The sequence below is a fragment of the Paenibacillus harenae genome (genome assembly GCF_030812415.1).
Taxonomy (GTDB): Bacteria; Bacillota; Bacilli; order Paenibacillales; family Paenibacillaceae; genus Pristimantibacillus; species Pristimantibacillus harenae_A.
Genome location: NZ_JAUSST010000010.1, coordinates 1 through 19,594, shown reverse-complemented (window position 1 = coordinate 19,594; position 19,594 = coordinate 1). Strand labels below are relative to the sequence as shown.

Sequence of the window (19,594 nt, the reverse complement as noted above, 5' to 3'; positions counted from 1 at the left end):
GCTGTTCCCTAAGTGTTCTTAGGGGCAGCTTTTTGCTATTTATAGGCTTCTTTCCATCGTTTCCGCACTTATTTGGAATAATTTCAAAAATGGTTCTATAAAAAGGCGTTTACGCATTGACAGAGCCATTTACCAAGTGTAAATTAAATCTTAATCAAATGAATTTATCCCTTTTGGTTTAAACTATAGGCAAGCGACTTTCTAAGTTTGTGCATCAATTCACAAAGTAGCATTTGCCGCATATCGGAATGGGAATCGACGCCCATCCCTCATAAGAGGAGAGGATCCACTGTGGAAGCATTAGCGCTGGAACGCAAGGCGGAACAAAACCGGGAACTGCGCGAGAGGCTGTTGCAATTAAAGAAAGAACGTAACGCCATTATTTTGGCTCATTACTATCAGCGCGACGAAATTCAGGAAGTAGCCGATTTCCGTGGCGATTCGTTCCTGCTCGCACAGAAGGCCGCGCAAACCGATGCGGAAGTCATCGTATTTTGCGGGGTTCATTTTATGGGAGAAAGCGCGAAGATTCTTGCTCCTAACAAGACGGTCATCATTCCCGATGAACGTGCAGGCTGCCCGATGGCGGACATGGTTAACGTGGACGGATTGCGCAAGCTGAAGGCCCAGCATCCGAACGCGAAGGTCGTTACGTACATCAACTCGTCGGCCGAGATCAAGGCGGAGACGGACATTTGCTGTACGTCGGCGAATGCGGTGAAGGTCGTCAACTCGGTTGAGGGAGACGAAGTCATTTGGGTACCGGACAAAAACCTTGGTCACTACGTGCAACAGAACACGGACAAAAAGATGATCATTTGGGAAGGCTACTGCAACACCCATGACATGCTTACCGTTAAGGATGTTGAAGAGATGAAGGCGAAGTATCCGAACGCCCAGTTCGTCGTTCACCCGGAATGCCGCCCGGAAGTCGTGGAGCTTGGCGATTTCGTCGGAAGTACAACCGCAATCATTAAATACTGCAAAGAATCGGATTGTCAAGAGTTCATTGTTGGCACGGAAGACGGAACGGGATATCAGCTTCGTCTGGATAGCCCGGGCAAAACATTCCATTTTGCATCTAAATATTTGGTTTGCCCGAACATGAAGGTCAACAATTTGAAGAAGCTCGTCAAAGCGCTGGAGACGATGCAGCCTCAGATCTACGTACCGCCGCATATCGCGGATCAAGCCCGTTTGTCCTTGGAGCGCATGCTGCTGGTGAAGTAGCATGCGCTTCACCCATGCTCAAATTTGAAGGAGCGTCATCATGATTCCTAGATACTTGGTTGATGTGCAGCTGGATGAGCTGCCTGTTGTAGAAAAGGATGTCATCGTTATTGGGGCCGGCATTGCCGGTCTTTTTACCGCTATACGGTCTAGCGAGAACAACTCGGTATTGATGATTACGAAAAAGTCGCTGCTCGACAGCAATACCCGTTACGCGCAGGGAGGCATTGCCGCAGTTATATCGGACGAGGATTCGCCCGCCTATCATCTGCAGGACACGTTAGTAGCCGGTGCCGGCCTGTGCTCGCGGGAAGCGGTGGATGTCCTCGTTCATGAAGGGCCCAAAGGCGTGCGCAGTCTCATCTCAATGGGAACGCAGTTCGACGTGGAGAATGGGGAGTTCGCGCTTACGAAGGAAGGCGCTCACAGTCAGCGTCGTATTTTGCATGCCAACGGAGATGCGACCGGCTATGAAATCGTTCGAGCTTTGTCGGAGAACGCAGTCAACAATCCGAAAATTGAAGTATGGGACGATCACTTCGTGATCGACCTTGTGACGCAAGATGGCGTATGCTGCGGTGCGATCGTACAGAAGCCAAGCGGACAGAGAGTGTTCGTGCGGGGCAAAGCGGTTATATTGAGCTCTGGCGGCGCCGGCCAATTGTATCGTTATACGACGAATCCTGAAGTTGCGACTGGCGACGGTATCGCAATGGCTTATCGCGCAGGCGCTTACATTCAAGACGTCGAATTCATTCAGTTCCATCCAACCTCGCTCTGCTATCCGGGTGCACCGCGCTTCCTTATCTCGGAAGCGGTCCGAGGCGAAGGGGCTTATTTGCGCAACATTAAAGGCGAACGTTTCATGGAGCATTATCATGAGCAACTGGAGCTTGCCCCGCGCGATATAGTGGCCAGAGCAATCGTCAGCGAGATGGAGGAGACGAAGTCGACTTTCGTCTACATAGATATTACGCATGAATCGCCGGAAATGGTGAAGCATCGTTTTCCTACTATATATGAATATTGCTTGAGATACGGTCTCGACCTCACATCCGATTGGATTCCGGTCGCTCCCGCGATGCATTATATGATGGGCGGAGTCAAAACCGATCTAAATGGGGAAACAAATATAAAGCGGCTCTTCGCCTGCGGCGAAGTGTCCTCGACGGGCGTGCATGGCGCGAACCGCTTGGCCAGCAACTCGCTGTCGGAAGCCATCGTGTTCGGCCGTCGTATCGTGAAGCGAATTAACGAGCTGTCGCCGAACGATGTTGTTCCTATTATCGAGGATGAGCTTGGGCGCGTCAGCGCGCCGATGCAGGCGATCGTAGAGAAACGGCTGAAGCTGCAGAAGATTATGGTGAGATATGCCGGCTTGCGGCGCGATGCCAAAGGTCTTGAGAAAGGTCTCGAGGAGCTGAAGCGCCAGCTTCCGATCTATCAATCCGTGTTAACGAAAACGGAGGAATTCGAGTTCGCGAATCTGCTCACATGCGCGCTTCTGACGACGGAATCGGCGCTGCAGAGGCAAGAAAGCCGCGGCGGGCATTACCGCGAGGATTACCCGTACCGCGACGATCAGAACTGGCGCAAGCATACGGTGTTGCACCGTTTATACGGTATTACGGAGGAGCGTATTGAAGATGTTTGAGTGGACAGCGGGCGGGTATGATACGGCAATGCGCGATCAGATTCGCGATTGGCTTGCAGAGGATATAGGCAGCGGAGATATTACGACAGAGACGACGATACCTCGCGGCTCGCAGTCGAAGGCTGTTATCCATATGAAGGAGAGCGGCATTATCGCAGGTCTTCAGATCGCCCGGCTCGTATTCGAGGTTGTAGATCCATCGCTTAACTTCCATGCGATGGCAGAGGATGGCGAGCGAGTGGAGAAGGGCAAGATCATCGCGATTGTAGAGGGCAGCACTCATAGCCTTCTAACGGGAGAGAGGCTCGCGCTGAACCTGATGCAGCGCCTATCGGGCATCGCAACGAAAACGGCTAAGTTCGTCGAGGCGCTTGCCGGCTTGCCGGTAAGACTTGTCGATACGCGCAAAACAACGCCCGGCCACCGGATGCTGGAGAAGTATGCGGTCAGAGTGGGCGGCGGCTCGAACCATCGCTTTGGTCTATATGACGCGGTGATGATTAAAGACAATCATATCAAAGGCGCGGGAGGCATTCGCGCAGCGGTTGAAGGCGCACGCAGGCAAATCCCGCATACGATGAAGATTGAAGTGGAGACCGAGTCGCTGGAGCAGGTGCAAGAGGCGCTGGATTGCGGGGCGGACATCATCATGCTGGACAATATGCCGAATGAGCGAATGATGGAGGCGGTTGCCCATATTAAAGCGACGTCCCCGCATGTTATCGTGGAGGCATCCGGCGGCGTGACGCTCGATACCGTTCATGGCATGGCGGCCTGCGGCGTCGATGTGATCTCGGTTGGCGGACTTACGTATTCGTTCCAGGCGCTGGACATTAGTCTGGATCTGAATGAGAAGAAGGGCGGCGAGCGGCGTTGATTCTCGTCATCGATGTAGGAAATACGAATATCGTACTCGGCATATACAAGGGCAAGGAGCTGCTTCATCATTGGCGGCTCAGTACGAACAGGTCGGCTACGGTCGATGAGTACGGCATTAATATACACAATCTGTTTCAATTCGCTGGCGTAAAGCTGGATCAGATGGACGGCGTCATTATTTCGTCGGTTGTTCCGCCGCTTATGCGGACGCTGGAACAGCTTTGTCTGAAATATTTGCGCAAGACGCCAGTCGTTGTTGGACCCGGCGTGAAGACCGGTCTGAACATTCGTTATGAGAATCCGCGCGAGGTCGGTGCCGACCGTATCGTCAATTCCGTAGCGGGCATCGAGAAGTATGGCACGCCGCTCATCGTCGTGGACTTCGGAACGGCAACGACATTCGATTATATCGACGAAGCGGGCAATTACTTAGGCGGCGCGATTGTACCGGGCATCGGCATCTCGACCGAAGCGCTGTATCAACGCGCCGCGAAGCTGCCGAGGATCGAGCTGGTGAGACCTCGAAGCGTCATTGGACGCAATCCGGTAACGTCGATGCAGGCGGGAATTATCTTCGGCTATGCCGGGCAAGTTGACGGTATCGTGAATCGCATCCGCAAGGAATTCGGCGTATCTCCTCGCGTAGTGGCGACCGGCGGCTTAGCCGAGCTGATCGCTGCCGAATCGGAGACGATCGAAAAGGTCGATCCGCTTCTAACGCTTGAGGGGCTGCGTATTATATATGAACGCAATCAGGAGGGACAATCATGAATGAGCTGATGAGGGATGTACTGGTACGCGGTATGGCTTGGGATGGGAAGCTTCGCGTGTTCGCGGTGCGCACGACTCAGCTTGTAGATGAGCTGCGCAGACGTCATATGACGTATCCGACGACGACAGCAGCGCTTGGCCGGACACTCACGGCGGGCGCGATGATGGGCGCGATGCTCAAGGGTGAAGAGAGGCTGACCATTCAGGTCAAAGGCGACGGCCCGATCGGACAGATCGTCGTCGATGCCAATGCGAAAGGGCAGGTTCGCGGTTATGTGGACAATCCGCAGGTACAGCTGCCGAGCAATGCGCTTGGGAAACTGGACGTGGCAGGCGCGGTAGGCCGCGAGGGATATATACACGTGATTAAGGATCTAGGTCTGAAAGAGCCTTATATCGGAAGAGTGCCGATTGTATCCGGCGAGCTGGGCGAAGACTTTACTTACTACTTCGCGGTATCGGAGCAGACGAACACGGCCGTAGGCCTTGGCGTATTGGTGGATGAGGATAATTCCGTTTTGCAAGCCGGGGGCTACATTATTCAACTGCTGCCGGGCATCGAAGACGCGGATATTACAAGATTGGAGCAGGCGCTAGGCGCCATGCCTCAGCTTACTTCGCTGCTAGCGCAAGGTGCGACCCCCGAAGACGTGCTGCATAGGCTTGTCGGCCAGGACGAACTAACCATTCACGATACGTTGGAAATTGAATTCCATTGTCCATGCTCGGTGGAGCGTATGGAGCGCACCCTGATTAGCCTTGGCGCGGCGCAATTGCAAGAAATCATTGAAGAAGACGGAAAAGCGGAAGTCGTTTGCCATTTTTGCAACGAGGCGTATACCTTCGAACGGGATAAGCTGGAACAACTGCTCGATCAAGCGAAACCGAAGCCGATCCAATAACCGGAGGCATTAGGGGAATGAAGAAATACGAGGTGCTGAAGGCCGTTGTCATCCTTCAAGCCGTATGTATGGTTGTACTTGCCGTTGTTGTCGTCGTCAAAGTGTGGCCATGGCAGCAGCCGCTAATAGGTGACGGAGCGCAGGGCAATGAAGAGTCGGAAGGCGTAGGAGAAAAGGACGGCAATCATTCCCCGGACAAAGGGCAGATCGTTGCCAGAGTGGGCGGAGAGCCGATTACGATGGCGGAGCTGCAAGCCGAACTGCATAGGCAGTACGGCGAGGATGTTCTTCGGGACATGATGCTCCGCAAAGCGATCGAGCTTGAGGCTGCCAAGTCGAATTTATCCGTATCGCCGCAGGAGCAGACTCGCGAGCTGGAAGCGATGGCCGAAGGCTACGAGAGTGAAGCGGAATTTTACAGAGTGATGCAAGAGCAGCTCGGGTTGTCGAAGGAGCGGCTGCTGCTGGATGTCCGCTATCGCCTTTTGTTTGAGAAAATTGTCGTTCGCAGTATCGATATCGACGATAACGAGGTTGAGCAGTATATTGCCGAGCATCAGGATGAGTTCAAGCCGAGAGAGCAACTGCATCTTCAATGGATATTGACGGAGACCGAGCAGCAAGCTGACGACGTGCTGGAGAAGCTGATCGAAGGGGAAGATTTCGCGATGCTGGCACGCACGTACTCGCAGGATTCTTTTACGGCGGAATACGGCGGCGATCTCGGGCTCATTGATGCGGACGACCCGTTCTATGACAGCGAGATGATGGATACGGCAAGCCGTCTGCAAATTGCCGAAATGGCAGGACCGATTGCCGTGGACGGCGGGTTCGCGATTATTCGGCTGGCGGAGCGCAGAATGACAACGAGCATGACCGAAGACCGGCTGAAGGACGCGGTTCGCAAGCAGCTTGCACTGGAACAAGCCGGTCCGATGAATGAGCAAGAGGACATGCTGCTTGCCAAGTATAATGCGGTCAAAAACGAGTAGGATCTCGCCTTACTGCATAATGAATAGCGGGATTAGAATATAGCAGCGGAATCGGTCAAAATATAGAGAAGTCGCTATTGACAACGGATGCAAGACATTGATAAGATGTTATTAGTTAATAACCTACTAATTTAGTCGGAATAGGGAGGCATTCATTTCCATGGCTAGAATCGTGAATAGTGTTACAGATCTAATCGGGGATACACCGCTTGTCCGTTTGAACCGTCTCGTACCCGAAGATAGCGCAGAAATCTACGTGAAGCTGGAGTACCAAAATCCAGGCGCAAGCGTGAAGGACCGTATTGCAATCAGCATGATCGAGGTTGCCGAAGCAGAGGGCGTGCTTAAGCCTGGCGATACGATTATTGAACCTACAAGCGGCAATACAGGCATCGGGCTTGCACTTGTCGCAGCGGCGAAAGGCTATAAGGCTATTCTTGTTATGCCCGAAACGATGAGCCTTGAGCGTCGCAACCTGCTTCGCGCTTACGGTGCGGAGCTTGTTCTGACGCCAGGATCCGAAGGCATGAACGGTGCGGTTCGCAAAGCGGAAGAGCTTGCGCAAGAGAACCCTTCGTACTTCCTGCCGCAACAATTCAAGAACCAGGCGAACGTGAAGATTCACCGCGAGACGACTGGTCCTGAGATCGTTGAAGCGATCAACTCGCTTGACGGCAAGCTGGACGCTTTCATCGCGGGTATCGGCACCGGCGGTACGATCTCTGGCGCCGGCGAAGTATTGAAGAAGAACTTCGACGGCATCAAGATCTACGCGGTTGAGCCTGCGGCTTCCCCGTTGCTCTCCGGCGGCAAGCCAGGCCCTCACAAGATCCAAGGGATCGGCGCTAACTTCGTGCCTGACATCTTGAACCGCGAGATCTATGACGGCGTTATTACGATCGAGAACGAGGATGCATTCGAGTACGCGCGTCGTGCAGCGAAAGAAGAAGGCATTCTGTGCGGTATTTCTTCGGGCGCAGCTATCTACGCAGCGCTTCAAGTGGCCAAAGAGCTTGGCAAAGGCAAACGCGTTGTAGCGATTGTTCCAAGTAACGGCGAACGTTACCTCAGCACGCCGCTTTTCAACTTCGACAACTAATCAACAATAACGATAGCTTCATATCCAAGCCTTCCATTCCTCGGAGTGGGAGGCTTTCTCCATTTCGCGCAGCGCCGGGTCATGAAAGAGGATGGGTTCGCCCTTTTCTTTTGCCTCGCTATTCTGTATACTAGGCAAAATAAGTAAGACGAACGGGGGTTGAGGGTGATGGTCACCGATAGGAAGCAATGGGTCCGGTGGCACGCCGAGCGGAAATATACGACGCTTCCGTTGCTTAAGGAATTGCCGATTCAGGACCAAGGCGGCGGACTCGTCACTTCATGGGAAGAAGCATGGCAGGACGCCTCGCCGTACGCTGTCGTGCTGGAGAGCGGCAAGGATGGCAAGTATACGTACTTAGGCTTGCATCCGGATGCGATTATTCGGGGCAAGGGCCTCTCGGCCGAATCGGTTTCCTACGAATCGCTGGAGGAGCAGAGCCGCAGGAAGTGGCAAGGCAAGCCTCTTGAGGTCATGAGGGAATGGATGGCGGGCGCAGTCGGGCCGCGTCTGGCTGACGGACCCAAATGGATCGGCGGCTGCGTCGGCTATTGGAGCTATGATGTTATACGCTCAATAGAACGTCTTCCGGAGCTTGCGGACGATGATCTGGGATTGCCGGATTACTTGTTCATGCGAATGAATGAGCTATGGATTATCGATCATGAGCGCTCCGTCGTCTATTGTGCCGTCCATATGCCGATTGATCCGAACGCCGATGAACAGCAGCTGCATGCAGCCTATGATCGTGCGCTGTCGCGCGCGGAAGGGATGACGGACTACTGGCTGACGTGGTTCGAGGAAGAGAAAGCTTGCCGCAGGGCAGAGGCGCTTAGGGAGAAGCGGCTTAAGCTCACGGAAGCGGATCGTCTGCAAATCGACATTGAAGCGATGAACGATATAAGCTCGCCGTTCAAGAAGCAGGCATATATGGATGCCGTAGAGTCGATTCGCAACTATATCGGCCAAGGCGATGTGTTTCAGGTCAACCTGTCGCAGCGTCAGAGCCGTGCGATCCATACGTCGCCGGAAGAGCTGTACGAATGGCTCAGACTTTTCAACCCGTCGCCGTATATGGGCTTCCTGCGCTGCCCTGACTTCCAGCTCGTATCGGCTTCGCCGGAGCTGCTCGTCGAGCTTCGGGACGGCAGGCTGGCTACGAGGCCGATTGCCGGAACGAGACGCAGAGGGCGGACCGAAGAAGAGGATCGCCAGCTTGCGGAAGAGCTGATCGCAAGCGAGAAGGAGCGGGCCGAACATATTATGCTCGTCGATCTGGAACGCAACGATCTCGGCCGCATATCGGCGTACGGGACCGTTGAGGTGAAGGAACTGATGGTCATCGAGCATTATTCGCATGTGATGCATCTCGTATCGCAAGTCGAAGGAACGCTTGCCGCAGGCAAGGATGCGTATGACGTCATTGCAGCTACGTTCCCGGGAGGCACGATTACAGGCGCGCCTAAGATCCGGACGATGGAGATTATCGAGGAGCTCGAGCCGGTACGGAGAGGTCCGTATACGGGATCGCTCGGCTGGATTGACTATAACGGCGATATGGAATTTAATATTATTATTAGAACGATGGCCGTAACGGATGGCGTCGCTCATATACAAGCGGGAGCCGGCATCGTGATCGATTCGAATCCGGAACGCGAATATTATGAATCTCTGAGCAAAGCAAAGGCGTTATGGAAGGCCGTTCAGTACAGCGAACAGTTGGCCGGCGCCAATAACGGATAAGAGGGGAGCCTGACGATGATCCTTGTAATCGATAATTATGATTCCTTTACGTACAACCTAGTTCAGTATCTGGGCCACCTTGGCGAAGACATTATTGTCAAAAGAAATGACGAGATCGACCTCGCGGGCATCGAAGAGCTTAAGCCGGATCATATTCTGATCTCGCCCGGCCCTTGCTCGCCCAACGAAGCGGGAATCAGTTTGTCGCTCATCGAGCACTTTAAAGGGGTTATTCCGATCTTCGGCGTATGCCTCGGCCACCAATCGATCGGACAAGCGTTCGGAGGCGATGTTGTCCGCGCCGAGAAGCTGATGCACGGCAAGACGTCGCAAATCTTCCATAACAGCAAGTCGATCTTTGAAGGCATGCCATCGCCTTTCACCGCGACACGCTACCATTCGCTTATCGTTCGTCGCGAGACGCTGCCCGACTGTCTGGAGATTACGGCGGAAACCGATGAAGGCGAGATTATGGGTCTTCGTCATAAGGAGTACGCGATCGAGGGCGTTCAATTCCACCCAGAATCGATCATAACGGAACATGGCCTGACGATGCTACGTAATTTCTTGCAAAATAAAACCGGAGCCGCGCGATGAAAGTAGGTTTGAACGGCTCTGTCAAGGAAGCAAGCGAAGCCGTGATCTCGGTCTACGATCACGGTTTTTTGTACGGTCTGGGCTTGTTCGAGACGTTCCGTACATATGGCGGGCTTCCGTATCTGCTTGACCGGCATCTTGGGCGGCTGCAGGCTGGCTGCGATCAGTTAGGCATTCAATACCGCGGAGAGCAGAAGCGGATTACCGAGCAGGTGACGGAGCTGCTGGCCGCGAACGGCTTGTCGGACGGCTATGTTCGATTGACTGTCAGCGCGGGCGAAGGCGAGCTCGGTCTGCCTACGGGCGATTATGAGCGACCAACCGAGCTGCTTCTTGTGAAGTCGCTGCCCCCGGTCGATAAATCGGCTCCTATGCAGGGAAGAGAGCTAAGGCTGCTGCAGACGCGGCGGAATACGCCGGAAGGAGAAGTTAGATTCAAATCTCTCCATTATATGAATAATATGATTGCGAAGCGCGAGCTGCTTGCCTCGTCGCCTCCGGCAGGGGCGGAGGGACTTATGCTGACGAAGGAAGGCTGGCTTGCGGAAGGCATCGTAAGCAATCTGTTCTACGTGAAGGATGGCGTGTTATACACGCCATCCATCGATACGGGCATATTGCCCGGCGTGACGCGCGGGCGCGTAATAGAGCTTGCGCGGGAAGCGGGGCATCCGGTGCAAGAAGGACATTTTACATGGGAAGAGCTTGTACGGGCCGATGAAATCTGGATGACCAACTCCATTCAGGAGCTTATTCCGATTTCGGCGCTGTCTGGGAACGAGAACGGAAGAAGCATGGCTATACAAATTAGCGACGGTTGTGCGGGTGAGCTGACGAGAAGCTTGCTTGGGCTTTACCAGGCGGACGCATCTGGCCATGTCGGAATTGAATAAGGCTTAGGAGAGTGACAGCATGAGCAGGATTGGTACACAGCACGGGCATTGGGTGTATGAGTTGAATGGCGGCATTCGGCTGGAGCTTGGAAAGCGTACGTTAATAATGGGCATTCTCAATGCGACGCCGGATTCCTTCTCCGATGGCGGCCGATATACGCAGGTAGAAGCTGCTGTAGCCCATGCGGCAGCGATGGTGGAAGATGGCGCTGATCTTCTCGATATTGGGGGAGAGTCGACGCGTCCAGGCTTCGAGCCCGTTCCTCTGGAGGAGGAGCTGCGGCGCATTATTCCCGTAATTCAGGCGGTCCGCAAGGAACTGCCGCATATACCGTTGTCTATTGACACGTACAAGGCTGCTGCCGCGCGTCAGGCGATGGAAGCCGGCGCTCATATCATTAATGATATATGGGGCTTGAAGGGCGATCCGGAGATGGCAGCTGTAGCCGCAGAGTTCGGCTGCCCCGTTATTATTAATCATAACCGCCATGCGCGGGACTACAATGACTTCGTACCTGACGTGCTGGCTGATCTGCTCGGCAGCGTCGAGATCGCGAGGGCTGCAGGCGTCGCGGAGAGTCAGCTTTGGCTTGATCCGGGCATCGGCTTCGCGAAGACGTACGAGAACAATCTCGAGCTGCTCGCCCGCTTGTCCGAGCTGTCGGCGCTGGGCTATCCGGTGCTGCTCGGCACGTCGCGCAAACGGTTCATCCGCGACACGCTCAGCTTGCCGACCTGGGAGCTTGCTTTCGGAACAGCCGCGACGGTTGCGCTCGGAATCGCGCAGGGCAGCCATATCGTCCGGGTGCATGACGTTCGCGAGATGAAGCAGACGGCTTTGATGACGGACGCTATTTTACAACAGATCAAGAAATAAGGCGTTTGCCGATGAGGGAGTGACGGAGTTGGATCTAATGGCGATCAAAGGAATGCGCTTCTACGGGTATCACGGCGTTTTTGCCGAAGAGAATAAGCTGGGCCAACAATTTTACGTCGATATCGTACTGCATATGGAGCTTGGACAGGCTGCCGAGACCGACGATTTGAACGCTACGGTCAACTATGCAGAGATCCATTCGTTCGCGAAACAGATTGTAGAGGGCCCGCCTTTCAAGCTGATTGAGGCTTTAACGGGTCACATTGCATCGCGGGTTCTGGAAGCTTATACTATGGTAAATGAAGTGACGGTTCGAGTAACAAAGCCGCATCCTCCGTTTGATATTCACTTTGACGGGGTAACGATCGAGATGCGGAGAAAGCGGGATGCAGATGGAAGAGCGATTCCCGCCTGACGGGCAGTCATTCGAAGCGTATGTCGCTTTGGGATCGAATATGGGGGATCGGGAGCAGCTTCTAATGCAGGCTATCGAGCTGCTCGATCGCGATCCAGCCATTGAAGTGCGCAGGGTGTCGGGCATTTATGAGACGGATCCTGTCGGATTTACGGATCAGCCTGCATTCCTGAACATGGCGATAGCGATTCGCACATCGCTTGCCCCTATCGAGCTGCTTCGCAAGCTACTCGAGTACGAGCTGCAGCTAGGACGGGTTAGGCAGGTACGTTGGGGACCGAGAACCATTGACCTCGACCTTCTGCTATACGATAATGTCAGAATGGATCAAGAGGAGCTGACACTGCCGCATCCGCGCATGATGGAGCGGTCATTCGTGCTTGTGCCGCTTAACGACGTTATCGTATTATCGCATACGCTGCGGAGCGTGGTCGCATTAGCGGCCGGCAGCGCGCTTCGGGATGGAAAGGAAGGCATCACGTTATGGAAAACAATCAATTGGCGCAGCGCGTCAGAGCCTTTCGGAAGCTGAAGGGTTATACACAGCAGGAGCTGGCCAAGGTGCTTGGCGTATCGGTAGCCGTATTAGGCTCGCTTGAGCGCGGTACAAGGAAGACAGACCCGAAGCTGCTTGGCCATATCGCCAGCACGCTCGGGATTGACTACGAGGAATTAATGTCGGATAACCGTGAATAAAAGGCTAGCGTCAGCTTAAGACGCTTGGATGAAATAATAATATGGAGGAGTGAGGAGCGGCATGCTGAAAATCGGAGACATCGAGATGAAGAACAGGGTCGTGCTGGCGCCGATGGCAGGCGTGTGCAACCCTGCTTTTCGATTAATTGCGAAGGAATTCGGAACCGGACTTGTATGCGCGGAGATGGTAAGCGACAAGGCGATTCTGCACGGAAATAAGCGAACGATGGAGATGCTGTTCGTTGACGAGCGCGAGAAACCGCTTAGCTTGCAAATATTCGGAGGCGACCGCGAATCGCTGGTCGAAGCGGCGAAGGTCGTCGATACGCAGACGAATGCAGACATTATCGACATCAATATGGGATGCCCCGTACCGAAAGTAACGAAATGCGACGCCGGCGCCAGGTGGCTGCTTGACCCGAACAAAATCTACGAGATGGTATCCGCAGTGGTAGACGCCGTGAAGAAGCCGGTGACGGTGAAGATGCGTATTGGCTGGGATGACGAGCATATCTACGCAATCGAGAACGCGCGTGCGGTTGAGCGCGCGGGCGGCAAGGCCGTCAGCGTACATGGACGCACGCGGGAGCAGCTGTATACGGGCAAGGCGAATTGGGACATCATAAAGGATGTCAAACAATCGGTATCTATTCCCGTAATTGGGAATGGCGACGTATTCTCGCCAGAGGACGCACGAAGGATGCTGGATCACACCGGCGTCGACGGCGTTATGATCGGACGCGGCGCGCTGGGCAATCCATGGATGCTCTATCGTACCATTCAGTACTTGGCAACGGGCGAGCTGCTGGGAGATCCGGCTCCACGCGAGAAGCTGGAGGTCGCTATTCTGCACCTGGACCGGCTGATCGCGCTGAAGAACGAAGCGGTAGCCGTCCGCGAGATGCGCAAACACCTCGCATGGTATTTGAAGGGCTTGCCGGGCGGTGCTCGCGTGAAGGATGTTATTATGGAAGAAACGGGCCGGGATCGCATGGTGGCGATTTTAGAAAATTATATTCGATCGTTGGAGGAAGAAGCGGAACAGGAACGCAACGGTAATTCTTCCGCTCCTACCGGAGCCGAAGAGATCATTCATTAATAGGAATGGCGGTCGGCGTTCATAGGGATGCGAGATGTCGGAGTGTGCTTCGTTTTTGGAGGCAGCGGCACTCGCATCGACATCGTTCGACAGATGTCGTCATGATACGGAATGTATGGATTCACGCCTAGATGAAACGGTTTCAAGGGGTCGTTTGGCTTTGATTGACATTGAGGGTAACTTTGAAATATAATCGTGCAATATAATCCAAAGAGACTCGCAAGAGACTCCTTCAAAGTGAAACGCCCCAAGGTATGATGGCAGTGAAGCGTAATATATTAGGTAACAGTGAATTCATACACGGTATGAAAATAAGTCACACGACGGGAGAATCAGATAGATGAACGATAAGCAAATCATTCTGACTCAGGACGGCTTAAAGAAGCTTGAAGAGGAACTAGAGACCCTGAAGTCGATCAAGCGTCGCGAAGTCGCTGAGCGGATTAAAGTTGCAATCGGTTATGGCGATATTAGCGAGAACTCCGAATATGAGGACGCGAAGAATGAGCAAGCATTTATCGAGGGCCGTATTATTACGCTTGAGAAGATGCTTCGCAATGCGCGGATTATCAATAACGATGAGATCGATATCGACACGGTGAGCATTGGTTCGATTGTAACGGTTGAAGATATGGAATTCGGCGATACGATGGAATATGCGATTGTAGGCACTGCGGAATCCGATCCCCTCCAAAATAAGATTTCAAATGAAAGTCCGGTTGGCAAGGCGATTCTAGGCAAGAAAAAAGGCACCGTTGTAGAAGTGAACGTACCAGCCGGAATCATTCAATATAAAATTATCGATATCAAAAAATAAGGTTTGCGATAAATGGTTTAGAAAGCTTCCTTGCCGGAAGCTTTTTGAGCGTTATCGGTTACCCTAACGTATCAGGGAGATGAACGAAAGTGGAACATGAGAACAACGGGCAGGGACAGGAACAGGAGCTAAGCGAGCTTCTGCAGATCCGCAGAGACAAGCTAGACGAGCTTCGCGCTTTAGGCGTCGATCCATTCGGCAAGAAGTTCGAGCGCACTCATAATGCCAAAGACATAATAGTAGCCTATGAGGCGACGACAAAGGAAGAACTGGAAGGCCATGCGGTTAAAGTCAGCATTGCAGGCCGTATTATGCAGAAGCGCGGCATGGGCAAGGCGGGCTTCGCGCATATCCAGGACTTAAGCGGCAAGATTCAAATCTACGTCCGCAAGGATACGGTCGAAGAGCATAAGTTCGCTGCCTTCGATCTGCTCGATATTGGTGATATTGTCGGCGTGCACGGCGTCGTATTCAAGACGAATACAGGCGAGATTTCCGTCAAAGCGCAAGATGTTGAGGTATTGACGAAGTCGTTGCTGCCGCTGCCCGACAAGTACCATGGCCTTAAGGACGTCGAGCTTCGTTACCGTCAACGTTATGTCGACTTGATCGTGAATCCTGACGTTCAACAAACGTTCATTTCCCGGTCCAAAATCATTCAATCGATGCGTCGATATCTCGATTCGAGGGGTTACTTGGAGGTGGAGACGCCAACGTTGCATTCCATAGCAGGCGGCGCTGCGGCTCGACCTTTCATTACTCATCATAACGCGCTCGATATGCAGCTTTATATGCGGATTGCGATCGAGCTTCATCTGAAGCGCCTTATCGTTGGCGGCTTGGAGAAGGTGTACGAGATCGGCCGCGTATACCGTAACGAAGGCATCTCGACGCGTCACAACCCTGAATTTACGATGATCGAGCTGTACGAGGCTTATGCGGATTACAAAGATATTATGGCTCTTACCGAGAATCTGATTGCGCATATCGCGCAAGAGGTGCTTGGCACGACGAAGATTATGTATCAAGGCCAAGAAGTCGACCTGACGCCGCAATGGCGCCGCGTTTCGATGGTCGATCTCGTGAAGGAGATCACCGGCGTCGATTTCAGCGTCGAGATGAGCGATGAGGAAGCCCATCGTCTGGCTAAAGAGCATAAAGTTCCGGTTGATCCGCACATGACATTCGGTCATATCTTGAATGCGTTCTTTGAGACATTCGGCGAACATACACTCATTCAGCCGACATTCGTTACCGGACATCCGGTTGCGATTTCCCCGCTGGCGAAGAAGAGCGAAGCCGATCCTCGCTTCACGGATCGTTTCGAGCTGTTCATCGTAGCTCGCGAGCATGCGAACGCCTTTACGGAGCTGAACGATCCGATCGACCAGCGCGAACGGTTCGAAGCGCAGCTCGTAGAGAAAGAGCACGGCAACGACGAGGCGCATGAGATGGATGACGACTTCATCCGCGCGCTTGAGTACGGCATGCCGCCTACCGGCGGTCTGGGCATCGGCATCGACCGTCTGATTATGCTGTTGACGGACGCTCCTTCGATTCGCGACGTACTGTTGTTCCCGCATATGAGAGAGCAGCGTACCGGCGAGTAGCTGGACGGGATAAGGAAATATATAAAAGCGCGGTTGCGCTGATGGTGAATAACCGTCTGGCGGCCGCGCTTTTTTTATTTTTCTCTACGGAATAAATGATGAAATGACTTTGAGCAAACCGATGAATGCGTATTCATTTAACGCCGTGAAATGTATGTCCTTAAATTGCAAATTCTAGTGTTGACAGTTTAATAGAAACAGTAATAAAATAGGTCTCTTTCGAATCACGAATGTTACATATTTATGCAAAATCATTACAAAACAACAATATCTCATGTAAATCGCAAACCATCCGAAAGGCTGGGACGCAAAGCCAGGAGTCTACCGTATCGATATGTATCTGATACAATGATCGTCCGACCGCCATGAACTGTCATGGCGGTCTTTTTATTTTATCAGAAGCCATGGATCACATATCATATTAGGAGGGTAATTATGATTAAGAAGAAGTGGTTAAAGTCCGCATTATTAATCAAGCTAGTCGTTATTCTGACGATCGGAACGGCAGGAACGGTATTTGCTCACGGAGGCAACGGTGGATCAACGAGCAATTGCAGTGGCGGCTACGTGGATCATGTTTTCATTATAAACAACAATTTCGAACTGCAAGATGATGGAGATGCCGTCGTTAGCGGCAGCCGCGATAACTCCAAAGTAAACTTGAACTGGGAAGCAGCAGACGGCTATGCGATTACTTGCGTGAAAGTTCAAGGTTTAACGAATCTTGAATATAATACATATGAGTATGATGGCGGCGCTCTAAGCGATACAGGTCTGCAAGCTCCTAAGTATGAATATTCGCTATGGGAGAAAGTGAAAGGCAAGTGGCAGTGGGTAAATTACTCTGTCGATCAAAGAATAGCTTACGTACAAATCTATTTCAAGGAGTTGCCTGCTCCAGGCTGTACGGAAGATTACGATTCAAGCACAAATATAGCGTAAGTAACAACGCGAACTCCTTTGAAGTTGGACCTAGCGGCAACAAAGTAGTTAGCGGTAAACTCGAGAATAACAAAAAAACAGTAAATTGGGATGTAATAAATGACACTGAGCTTTTGAATCATGATGTAGTATGCGTGAAGATTACTTGGAAATCGGGAAGTAAAAATAAAACCGAAACCACTTCTTATGGTTCAAACGGAGTCAAGTCCGGATCTGCAACTGCTCAAACCGATAGAATTAGAGAAATCGAGTTCTTTGTGAAAAAGACAGTCATTGAGCCTACTCCTAGCCCAACACCAGAGCCCACACCAGACGTAACACCGGGGCCGCCAGTAACAGAGACACCGGCAACAGAAACGCCGGCGACAGAAACGCCCGCAACACCGAAGCCTACACCAGTAGTGACATCAAGTCCTACGGAAACACCGGAAGTGACTGAAGAGCCTACAACGACACCAACACCAACTAATGAACCAACAGCAACTCCTGAAACAGAAGTTGTCGTTGACGAGGACGAAACACCTCAAGGGTCGGCAGTTGGTGACGAAGAGGAAGTTGTTGTTGAAGATAACAACGAGATTCCACAAGGTGCAGTAGGAGCTGATATCGATGCTGTTGGTGGGAAAGAAGCATCTGTTACGGGTACTGTAGTACCATTAGCTACACTTCCGAAAACAGGAGATACAAGCTCACTGCCTACTTATATGGTAGGACTTGGCTTGCTCCTGATTGGACTGCTCTCGTTCAGAAAGAAAAAGATAACAAAAGTATAAAATAATTTAGCAAATGCCCTGACAGCCGAGCCGAATGGTTATCAGGGCGTTTTTTTGTCGGCGCATAAATTGAACTGTATTGGTGTCGACGAGTATGTGTATTCGGTTGTAAAATTTTGATCTATCAATTTGCTAGATCGTATTGATTTACTAGAATCATATGGTACAATAGAACCATAGTGCTAGTCACGATAACGGCAAACTTACCGAAAGGTAGGGACGTAAAGCTAAAGGGCCTTACTAATGATGGCAGCCAGCTACCGAAAGACAAGGCATTTTTTATTTACTTCATAGTAGGACAAGTTTTGAAGAAGCGAATCACGATAACGGCAAACCTATCGAAAGGTAGGGACGCAAAGCTAAAGGGCCTTCCGAATGATGGCAGCCAGCTACCGAATGACAGAGCTTTTTTTGTTTTATAATAAGGGACAAGCAATCCCATGAAACTTTACACGATAACGGCAAACCTACCGAAAGGCAGGGACGCAAAGCTAAAGGGCCTTCCGAATGATGGCAGCCAGCTACCGAAGGGAGTTTTATTCATGCGCAAGTTCATTCTTATGTTAGTAGCCGCGTTCGTAATGATCGCATCGATAAATGTGACAAGTGCAGAAGCAAGCGAAAGCACAAATTGGTTGAATACAGGTAACTTGGATAAAGGTGTTGTATCGGTAGCATACCAAGTGAATGCCAATGTCAAAACAAAAGTAATGATCGTAAAAGGCGATTACAAATATACATACAACATGACTGCTGCCAAAAAAGTAGAACAATTTCCATTGCAACTTGGAAATGGCGATTACACCGTTTCGGTGCTTGAGAATACAGAAGGTAACAAATACAAAGTAGTTAAGAAGGAAACGGTTAACCTGAACCTTACTAATAGCAGCGTGGTATATCTGAACTCGGTTCAAAACGTCGCTTGGACAAATGCTAATCAAGCAATTATTAAAGCAAAAGAACTAACAAAAAACAGTAAAACAGACAATGAGAAAGTTAAAGCTATTTACGACTATATCATCGGCAACATCAAATATGATTACGATCTAGCGGCTAACATCTCGACAGATTACCTACCAAGCATCGATAAAACATTATCGACGAAAAAAGACATCTGCTATGGCTACTCGTCGTTATTCGCTGCAATGCTTCGCAGTGTAGGCGTTCCTACAAAACTTGTGATGGGAGACACGGAGTATGTGAGTGTGTACCACGCTTGGAACGAAGTGTTCTTGAACGGCAAATGGGTTATTATCGACACGACGGTTGACGCTGGTCTCAAGAAAAGCAATAAGAAATTCGATCTCATTAAAGACGCTTCGAAATATTCGGCAGCCAAACAATACTAGAATGAATAGCTAACGGACACGGTGCTTAGGCACTGTGTTTTTCTTTGTTCTTCTATAGTAGAAACTAGATAAAGTTATATAAAAAAAGTACTTGCAATGCTATAGGCGTCTGTGATATATTATCTAAGTCGCCGCTGAAACATACGGCCGACACGAAAGATAAATGATTGTTCTTTGAAAACTGAACAACGAGCGAAACTGCCAGTATATGAAGCTTCGGCTTCATTACTAAAGCAATAAAATGTTTTTGAGCAAG

General features: G+C 51.5%; 20 protein-coding genes and 4 riboswitches. All 20 genes read left to right on the top strand.

The window, feature by feature from the left end; translation table 11 throughout:
- Window positions 1–291: 291 nt before the first annotated feature.
- The gene (gene nadA, locus J2T14_RS28535; RefSeq protein ID WP_307207948.1) at window positions 292–1,230 is read left to right on the top strand and encodes a quinolinate synthase NadA; all 939 of its coding nucleotides are present in this window, start codon (window positions 292–294) and stop codon (window positions 1,228–1,230) included.
- A gap of 40 nt (window positions 1,231–1,270) precedes the next feature.
- Entirely contained in the window at window positions 1,271–2,884 is a 1,614-nt protein-coding gene (gene nadB, locus J2T14_RS28530) for an L-aspartate oxidase (protein WP_307476454.1), read from the top strand.
- Window positions 2,877–3,761: a carboxylating nicotinate-nucleotide diphosphorylase gene (gene nadC, locus J2T14_RS28525; protein WP_307476452.1), complete on the top strand. Its 885-nt coding sequence runs from the start codon at window positions 2,877–2,879 to the stop codon at window positions 3,759–3,761. Before nadB ends, nadC begins: the two co-directional genes overlap by 8 nt.
- Window positions 3,758–4,534, top strand: coding sequence for a type III pantothenate kinase (locus J2T14_RS28520; protein ID WP_307207945.1), 777 nt, complete (start codon window positions 3,758–3,760; stop codon window positions 4,532–4,534). Before nadC ends, J2T14_RS28520 begins: the two co-directional genes overlap by 4 nt.
- Complete coding sequence (gene hslO / locus J2T14_RS28515) at window positions 4,531–5,436, top strand: Hsp33 family molecular chaperone HslO (protein ID WP_307476449.1); 906 nt, start codon at window positions 4,531–4,533, stop codon at window positions 5,434–5,436. The genes J2T14_RS28520 and hslO overlap by 4 nt, the downstream gene beginning before the upstream one ends.
- A gap of 17 nt (window positions 5,437–5,453) precedes the next feature.
- A complete protein-coding gene (locus J2T14_RS28510) occupies window positions 5,454–6,428 on the top strand; it encodes a peptidylprolyl isomerase (protein ID WP_307476447.1) in 975 nt (324 codons plus the stop codon).
- Window positions 6,429–6,588: 160 nt separating this feature from the next.
- Window positions 6,589–7,527, top strand: coding sequence for a cysteine synthase A (gene cysK, locus J2T14_RS28505; protein WP_307207941.1), 939 nt, complete (start codon window positions 6,589–6,591; stop codon window positions 7,525–7,527).
- Window positions 7,528–7,695: 168 nt separating this feature from the next.
- Window positions 7,696–9,270, top strand: a complete 1,575-nt coding sequence (locus tag J2T14_RS28500; protein WP_307476445.1) for an anthranilate synthase component I family protein — start codon at window positions 7,696–7,698, stop codon at window positions 9,268–9,270.
- Between the two features lie 15 nt (window positions 9,271–9,285).
- Window positions 9,286–9,867, top strand: a complete 582-nt coding sequence (gene pabA / locus J2T14_RS28495) for an aminodeoxychorismate/anthranilate synthase component II (protein WP_307476443.1) — start codon at window positions 9,286–9,288, stop codon at window positions 9,865–9,867.
- Complete coding sequence (gene pabC, locus J2T14_RS28490; RefSeq protein ID WP_307476441.1) at window positions 9,864–10,760, top strand: aminodeoxychorismate lyase; 897 nt, start codon at window positions 9,864–9,866, stop codon at window positions 10,758–10,760. The genes pabA and pabC overlap by 4 nt, the downstream gene beginning before the upstream one ends.
- Before the next feature lie 19 nt (window positions 10,761–10,779).
- A complete protein-coding gene (folP, locus tag J2T14_RS28485) occupies window positions 10,780–11,637 on the top strand; it encodes a dihydropteroate synthase (RefSeq protein ID WP_307207936.1) in 858 nt (285 codons plus the stop codon).
- Between the two features lie 28 nt (window positions 11,638–11,665).
- Entirely contained in the window at window positions 11,666–12,052 is a 387-nt protein-coding gene (gene folB / locus J2T14_RS28480; protein ID WP_307476439.1) for a dihydroneopterin aldolase, read from the top strand.
- Window positions 12,030–12,584 carry a 2-amino-4-hydroxy-6-hydroxymethyldihydropteridine diphosphokinase gene (gene folK / locus J2T14_RS28475; protein ID WP_307476550.1) on the top strand — a complete coding sequence of 185 codons (555 nt, stop codon included), beginning with the start codon at window positions 12,030–12,032 and terminating at the stop codon, window positions 12,582–12,584. Before folB ends, folK begins: the two co-directional genes overlap by 23 nt.
- Window positions 12,536–12,748 (top strand): helix-turn-helix domain-containing protein, encoded by a 213-nt coding sequence (locus tag J2T14_RS28470; protein ID WP_307207935.1) that lies wholly within the window; start codon window positions 12,536–12,538, stop codon window positions 12,746–12,748. The genes folK and J2T14_RS28470 overlap by 49 nt, the downstream gene beginning before the upstream one ends.
- Before the next feature lie 61 nt (window positions 12,749–12,809).
- Window positions 12,810–13,847, top strand: a complete 1,038-nt coding sequence (gene dusB, locus J2T14_RS28465) for a tRNA dihydrouridine synthase DusB (protein ID WP_307207934.1) — start codon at window positions 12,810–12,812, stop codon at window positions 13,845–13,847.
- 340 nt (window positions 13,848–14,187) lie between these two features.
- Complete coding sequence (gene greA, locus J2T14_RS28460) at window positions 14,188–14,664, top strand: transcription elongation factor GreA (RefSeq protein WP_307207933.1); 477 nt, start codon at window positions 14,188–14,190, stop codon at window positions 14,662–14,664.
- Window positions 14,665–14,753: 89 nt separating this feature from the next.
- Window positions 14,754–16,274 (top strand): lysine--tRNA ligase, encoded by a 1,521-nt coding sequence (gene lysS, locus J2T14_RS28455; protein WP_307476437.1) that lies wholly within the window; start codon window positions 14,754–14,756, stop codon window positions 16,272–16,274.
- Between the two features lie 272 nt (window positions 16,275–16,546).
- Window positions 16,547–16,642: riboswitch (cyclic di-GMP riboswitch) on the top strand.
- Between the two features lie 67 nt (window positions 16,643–16,709).
- Window positions 16,710–17,216 carry a hypothetical protein gene (locus tag J2T14_RS28450; RefSeq protein ID WP_307476435.1) on the top strand — a complete coding sequence of 169 codons (507 nt, stop codon included), beginning with the start codon at window positions 16,710–16,712 and terminating at the stop codon, window positions 17,214–17,216.
- A gap of 134 nt (window positions 17,217–17,350) precedes the next feature.
- Window positions 17,351–17,989, top strand: coding sequence for an LPXTG cell wall anchor domain-containing protein (locus tag J2T14_RS28445; protein WP_307476433.1), 639 nt, complete (start codon window positions 17,351–17,353; stop codon window positions 17,987–17,989).
- Between the two features lie 186 nt (window positions 17,990–18,175).
- Window positions 18,176–18,254: riboswitch (cyclic di-GMP riboswitch) on the top strand.
- A 53-nt stretch (window positions 18,255–18,307) separates the two neighbouring features.
- Window positions 18,308–18,386, top strand: a riboswitch (cyclic di-GMP riboswitch).
- A 53-nt stretch (window positions 18,387–18,439) separates the two neighbouring features.
- Window positions 18,440–18,518, top strand: a riboswitch (cyclic di-GMP riboswitch).
- 13 nt (window positions 18,519–18,531) lie between these two features.
- Window positions 18,532–19,338, top strand: a complete 807-nt coding sequence (locus J2T14_RS28440; RefSeq protein ID WP_307476431.1) for a transglutaminase domain-containing protein — start codon at window positions 18,532–18,534, stop codon at window positions 19,336–19,338.
- Window positions 19,339–19,594: the final 256 nt, after the last annotated feature.